The sequence below is a fragment of the Blastococcus saxobsidens genome (assembly GCF_002938435.1).
Classification (GTDB): domain Bacteria; phylum Actinomycetota; class Actinomycetes; order Mycobacteriales; family Geodermatophilaceae; genus Blastococcus; species Blastococcus saxobsidens.
Genome location: NZ_POQT01000016.1, coordinates 81,667 through 87,797, shown reverse-complemented (window position 1 = coordinate 87,797; position 6,131 = coordinate 81,667). Strand labels below are relative to the sequence as shown.

8 protein-coding genes are annotated in these 6,131 nt (G+C 68.1%); all 8 read left to right on the top strand.

Going from position 1 to position 6,131, the window contains the following annotated elements; translation table 11 throughout:
• Nucleotides 1-303 (top strand): hypothetical protein (locus C5507_RS22835; protein ID WP_211295516.1); only part of this gene is annotated, 303 nt, incomplete at its 5' end.
• 235 nt (nucleotides 304-538) lie between these two features.
• A complete protein-coding gene (locus C5507_RS11735; protein ID WP_104528701.1) occupies nucleotides 539-979 on the top strand; it encodes a hypothetical protein in 441 nt (146 codons plus the stop codon).
• A gap of 29 nt (nucleotides 980-1,008) precedes the next feature.
• Nucleotides 1,009-1,329: a zinc ribbon domain-containing protein gene (locus C5507_RS11730; protein WP_104528700.1), complete on the top strand. Its 321-nt coding sequence runs from the start codon at nucleotides 1,009-1,011 to the stop codon at nucleotides 1,327-1,329.
• Nucleotides 1,326-1,991 (top strand): recombinase family protein, encoded by a 666-nt coding sequence (locus tag C5507_RS11725; RefSeq protein WP_104528699.1) that lies wholly within the window; start codon nucleotides 1,326-1,328, stop codon nucleotides 1,989-1,991. The genes C5507_RS11730 and C5507_RS11725 overlap by 4 nt, the downstream gene beginning before the upstream one ends.
• Nucleotides 1,991-3,193 carry a tyrosine-type recombinase/integrase gene (locus C5507_RS11720; RefSeq protein ID WP_104528698.1) on the top strand — a complete coding sequence of 401 codons (1,203 nt, stop codon included), beginning with the start codon at nucleotides 1,991-1,993 and terminating at the stop codon, nucleotides 3,191-3,193. Before C5507_RS11725 ends, C5507_RS11720 begins: the two co-directional genes overlap by 1 nt.
• Nucleotides 3,194-3,694: 501 nt before the next feature.
• Nucleotides 3,695-4,867 carry a hypothetical protein gene (locus C5507_RS11710; RefSeq protein ID WP_104528696.1) on the top strand — a complete coding sequence of 391 codons (1,173 nt, stop codon included), beginning with the start codon at nucleotides 3,695-3,697 and terminating at the stop codon, nucleotides 4,865-4,867.
• Nucleotides 4,867-5,289, top strand: coding sequence for a hypothetical protein (locus C5507_RS11705; RefSeq protein ID WP_104528695.1), 423 nt, complete (start codon nucleotides 4,867-4,869; stop codon nucleotides 5,287-5,289). Before C5507_RS11710 ends, C5507_RS11705 begins: the two co-directional genes overlap by 1 nt.
• 440 nt (nucleotides 5,290-5,729) lie before the next feature.
• Nucleotides 5,730-6,014, top strand: a complete 285-nt coding sequence (locus C5507_RS11700; RefSeq protein WP_104528694.1) for a WhiB family transcriptional regulator — start codon at nucleotides 5,730-5,732, stop codon at nucleotides 6,012-6,014.
• Nucleotides 6,015-6,131 lie beyond the last annotated feature (117 nt).

Here is a 6,131-nt window from a genome sequence, read left to right as displayed (position 1 = left end):
CGGGTGTCGGACACGGAACGGGAACGTGAGCTGGCCGACGAGCTGGCCCGCTACCAGGCTGCGCCCCACGACGAGGACTGGTCGGATGACTTCGCCTACGGCTCGGAGTCGCCCCGGCCCGCCCCGGTGCAGGAGCCGGCGACGCCTATGAGGAACGGCGCTGACCGACCGCCCCCGGCGCACCCGGTCCCGGAGCGGCGGCGCATCGAGCCTGATGACCCTGACTACTGGCAGGTGCCTCGGACCTACACACCCACTACCCCGCCACCCCGTCGGGGCCGGGTGGCAGGGCGCCGCCGCTGACGCCCTGAGCGCCGACGTGCGCCGATGGACGGGCGCCGGTCGGGTGCTGGCATACCCCGGCGCCGCGCCCCGCCTGGGGGCCGCACAGTCGTCGCCGGCGATGCCGATACGTCCCGTTCGGCGTCGCGGTACTTCGGCGTCACCTGCGGAGACGAGAAACCTCTGAACTTCTGGCGGCCGGTTCTGTGAGCTGAGTGGGTCCGCACCACACGACTCACCGCCCAGGAGGCACCCCATGACCAGCACCAAGCCCACCACCATCCCGGCCGTCGAGACCGAGGGCGGCGAGACCCGCGTCGGCCCGATGCACGAAGCCTTCGCCACCTGGCTGGCGGCCACCCACGGCGTGACGATCACCCCGGAGCAGGTCTTCGCTGTCACATCGAAGCGCAAGGCGTTCCGTGCAAGCGACGCCTACCGGGTCGGCGTGAAGGCTGCCCAGGCGGAAGCCAAGGCCGCCGAGCAGGCCGCCAAGGAGCAGCGGGCCGCCGAGCGGGCCGCCGACCGCCAGCGCAAGGCGGAGGAGAAGGCGGCAGCCGCTGCGGCTGCCAAGGCCAAGGCCGACGCCGAGAAGGCGGCTCCCGAGCCCGCTCCGGTCGCGAAGAAGGCCCCGACCGTCAAGCCCGCGACGAAGAAGGCCACCGCCACCAAGGCGACCCCGGCCAAGACCGCCTGATCGACCCCGACAGAGCCCTAGGAGGCCCCATGCACACCGACCCCGCGCCACCCGGCCCACCCGGTGCCGACGCGCAGCCCGCCATCCCGACCCAGACGCCCCAGAACGCCGAGGCCGGTACCCACACGGGTACCGGCCTCCGGGCCGACGCACAGCGCCGACAGTGGCGCGCCTTGCTGACGTGCGGTCACCGCGTCGAGGTGGTGCAGCTGACGTCCGGCCCCGCCGATCCGCCCACGACAGTCGAGTGCCCGCGCTGCGGCGTGCGGCAGCCGGTCGACGTCTATCCGCTGACCGCGCTCAGCGACCCGGACAACGTCGGTTGGCAGCGGGTGGAGGACGACCGATGAACGTGGTCGCCTACCTGCGGGTCAGCACGGCGGGCCAGGCGGACAGTGGCCTTGGCCTGGACGCACAGCGCCGCATCATCGCCACCGAGGCCGCCCGGCGCGGCTGGACCGTGGTGGCGTTCGAGACGGACGAGGGCGTGAGCGCCACCGCCACCCGCCGCCCCGCTCTCGAGCGGGCCTTGGCCAGCCTGAGAGCCGGCGATGCCGAGGCCCTGGTCGTCGCGAAGCTCGACCGACTGGCGCGCAGCACGCTCGGCTTCGCGGAACTGCTGGCTACGGCACAGCGCGAAGGCTTCGCGGTGGTCGCCCTCGACCTCGGTGTCGACATGACGACCCCGTCCGGCCGCCTGGTCGCCAACGTCATGGCCTGCGTCGCGGAATGGGAGCGAGACGCCATCCGTGCCCGGACGAAGGAAGCGCTCGCCGCTGCCAAGGCCCGAGGCACCCGCATGGGGCGCCCACGCCAGATCGACCCCGCGCTGCTGGCGCGCATCGTCGCCATGAAGGCCACCGGCCTCTCGCACCGCAGCATCGCCGCCGCTCTGACCGCCGAGGGCGTCCCCACGCCCACCGGCCGCGACCGGTGGAACCCCGGCAGCATCGGCGGTTACCTCGCCAGCGCTGCTCTTGACCCCGTTCCGACCACTGGAGAGGCCGCCTGATGGTCACGCGCATCCCCACCCGCACAGCGGGCGTCTACAAGGTTCATCGAGGCAAGGGCACCGTCTACGTCGCCCGCTGGCGCGAGGTCGACCCCGTCACTGGCAAGGCCCGCGTCCGAGACAAGAGCTTCCCGACCGAGGCCGCCGCCAAGCAGTACCGGGCCAGCGTCGAGCACGCCCGGGCGACGGGGACCTACGTGCCGCCCAACGTTGGCAAGGTGACCGTTCGCGAGGTCGCGGAGCAGTGGCTCGCCGTGCAAGCGACACGGGTCCGCCCACGCACTCTGGAGAACTACGAGCGCGGGCTACGCCTGAGGGTGCTGCCCACGTTCGGGGCCCGGCGCATCGACAGCATCACGAGCCGGGACGTGGAGCGGTGGGTCGCGGAGATGGGGTCGGTGATGCCCGGAACGATCAAGCACGCGATCTTCCCGCTGTCCGCGACGCTGAACTACGCACGCAAGCACGGGCTGATCCAGAGCAACCCCTGCGAGGTCGTGGACCGGCCCAAGCGACTGCCAACAGGGCGCGAGAAGCGCGAAGGCATCTTCCTGAGCCGTGCCCAGGTCGCCGCCGTGGCTGCCAAGGTCGCGGAGACCGACCCCGTCTACGGGCTGCTGGTCCGCTTCGCGGCCGGGGTCGGACTGCGCCGTAGCGAGATCGCCGGGCTACGGGTGCGCGACCTGCGGTTGGCCCGTCGTGAGGTGTACGTCGAGCGCATGGCCGAGCGGACCTATCCCGGTGGCGTGTGGGTCGTTCAGGAGCCCAAGAGCGCCAGGAGCCGGCGACGGGTGCCGATCCTCGATGACGAGCTGCTGCACGACCTTGGCGTCTACCTGGCCGCTCACCCACGCCGGGATGAGCTTGACGCCCCGCTGTGGCCCGCCAGGTTCCGCAGCGGTCCGCTGAACTACACGGGCGACGAGCTGTGGAACGCGGGCAGCTTCTACAAGCACGTCTTCGTCCCTGCGGTGGCCGCCGTGGGGTTGCCCGCCGACCCGCACAGCGGCGTTCGCTTCCACGACCTGCGGCACACCTGCGGTAGCCAGTGGCTCGCGGACGGGCACGACATGTTCAGCGTGAGCCGGTGGCTGGGCCACCACTCAATCGCCTTCACGGACGCCGTGTACGCCCACGTCGCCCGAGAGCCCGACTACACCGCCGCCATCGAGCGCACGCGCAAAGCACGCCAGGGCGTGTAGTCTCGGTAACGCACCGGAGGGTCCCCCGTTGACAAATGTCAGCGCTTCCCCGCTAACCGTTCGAGTGCCCGCGAGCGCGAGCCAGCGGTGGCTGAGTCGGGGCGACTGCCAGAAACACGGAACGTCGTGCTTCTGGAGGACCCTGTGCCGATTCTTGGACTGCTGGCAGCGATCGTCGCGCCTGTCTGTCTCCTGCTGGGCTGGCTGGCGTATTTGCGATTTGCTCGTTGGCTGGTGCAGCACACCGGCGATCCGGCCTCCCTCGCCCACGCGGCGACCCTGGCGCGGGCGGTGCGAAAGCAGTCCGACTCCCCGCCCGGTACCGACCTCCACCCCACGTAGTCGCCGGCTCGACGTCGATGGGCTGGCTTCGGCTCGCGGCTAAGTCCTGAAGGCGGCTTCCAGGGGCAGTTGTCTGACCCTTGCCCGCTGGCCTGCAACCGCGTCCACTGTTGCGGTTCGCAAGTGACAACGATCGCGCAAATACGAGAAGGTCTTGCCGTGACTATCACTGTCTCTCGTGGCCACTCCACGATCGCAATCGAGCGCAAGACCTTCGTGGCGCTGATCGAGGACTCCTGGCAGCGAGAAGCGAAGGAATACCTGAGGGCGTTGGAGACATCGCGCATCTCGTTCACGGACCTGGTGAGTCTCGGGCGGAGGGCGGAGATTCCGTACACGCTATTCTTCGCCCCGATAGACGTCGTAGAAGCGCAGCTCAAGCGGAAGCAAGAAGTGCTGCTACGTGGGGTCAGCAAGGGCACCTTCTCGCTCAACTCACGCGGCACGGTCCATCTCGCCGACATCGAACTGATCGTGAAGGACATGCTGCGCAAGCAGCAGCTGTTGAAACGGCACGATCCAGACCTCCCTGACAATGTGATCGTCGGCGCCCTGCGGCGATCCCGGCAGACCGTGAAGGATGACGCCGACTGGCTGGTTGCCCAGCTCGGCGTCGATCGCTCCTACCTGCTGCGCGTGAAGACGAAAGAGCGGGCCTTTGATCATCTCGTTGACTGGCTCGAAGAACACAACATTTTCGTGTCGCAGAGCATGAGAAATTACATGCCGCAGCCAATTCCGAAGCGGGCGCAATTCAGCGGCATTTGCATCCGGGACAAGAAGGTACCGTTCCTGTTCGTAAACAACGGCGCCCACCGCGACAGCTTGGAGCCTGCGGGCCGGCGACTCCTCACGTTAGCGCTGCTCACTGTGTGCCTTGCTCGGAGCAAGTTCAAGCCCGTCGCCTACTCCGACCAATCCGACGATCTGATCGAGAACCGTGAGTATGAAATCGCCGAAGAGATGCTGATGCCCGCAGCGTCAGTGGCTGACCTTCACGTCTCCTCCTTGGACGACGTCAAGGCGCACGCGACCACCTACTGCGTCACACCCAGCGCCTTTCTGATGCGAGCGCGACGACTCGCCCTCGTCGACGCTGTGACGGCTCGCGGCTACATGACCATCCTGCGCGAGGAATTTCGGAACCGGCCGAAGACGCAGGCGCGACAGCCGAAGCCCGTGAACGCGCTGCGCAAGTACAACAGCGCGGAGTACTCCCGATCGCTGTTGAAGCAGATGGACGCCAAGCGGCTGCCTTCCTCGGAGATCGTCAGGGTGTTGTTCCAGAACCGCAAGGCTGTGTCCCTCAACGAGTACAGGGCGACGCTGTAATGATCGACCGCTACCTGGTGGATAACGTGACCCTGTCAATGATGACGGCCAGTCAGAAGGCGTCCACGTTCATGCTCAACCGGTGTCGGATCCCGGAGGAGATCTTCTACGAAGCCCGAGGACTGCCCGACATTGAGAAACTCAGACCGCTCACCTACCCGATCACAACGACGGTGCTCGACAACGTGAAGGTTGTGCTGGCGACAATCAAACCGGAGGACAAGGTAGTCGACCTGTACCGCAACGAGGGCAACGGCGACGTTATGCTTCTGGCGACGGCCCTCACCGAGATGTCGGTCAGTGCCGAGCAGCTGTTCGGGGACCGCTGGATCATCGCCACAGCAGACAAGGGGCTCACCAGAAAAGCCGTCGAACTGGGCGTGCCCACCTGTACGTCGGCCCATTTCATCGCGCTCGTCTGACAGTTTGGATGAGGCATGCGCTGACCGACTCCTGATGCTCTATTGCGCGAGTCGGTGAGTGGGCCGCTCAGCGACACCGGTCGCATAACGACGAAGAGTTTCGCCCAGACACCCCGCCGCGTTCTGCACCGTGGTCAGTACCGACCACGGCAGGAGGCAGGCGGCATGCGACGAAGGCGAGCAGGCAGGTGCCCGAACGGATCGCAGGCGACCGACGAGAACGGGCAGCCGATCACCTTCGCCACGCCCGGCGCGCCCACGTTGGAGGAACGGCGCCGGTACGCCCTGGCGGTGCAGCGGGCGACGACCCCGGCAGCGCTGACCCCAGAGCGGCAAGCGGAAGTCGACGCGATCCATCGGCGCAACCGAGAGCTCTTCCCGCATCTCTACAACGCCGACGACTACCGGCCCCGCCGCAAGCCGCTCCCTCACCCGCGTTCATGAAGGCCGTCACCAAGGAGCTGCAACGCCTGCGTCGGCGACCGCAGCCCTACATCCCTTCGATGCCGTGGGCCGCGCGGGCTGGCTGCCAGGGCCACGACCCCGCCGACTGGATGGATGACGGCCCCGGTCTGCCGACCGGGGCCGCCAGGGCCATCTGTGCAGCCTGCCCCGTGAGCGCCGCCTGCCTAGCCCATGCCCTAGCCCACGACGAACCCTGGGGCATGTGGGGTGGCCTGACCACTCGGGAGCGGGTGGCGCGCCGACTCAGGCAGGCGGCCTGACGGGACCTTTCAGACCTTCATGGTCTTCCCGCACTTGCCGCAGCGGACGAGTCCATGCCGCTCGACCTTCCCCACGAAGACGGTGCGGCAGTAGGGGCAGGTGATGGTCGGAATGGA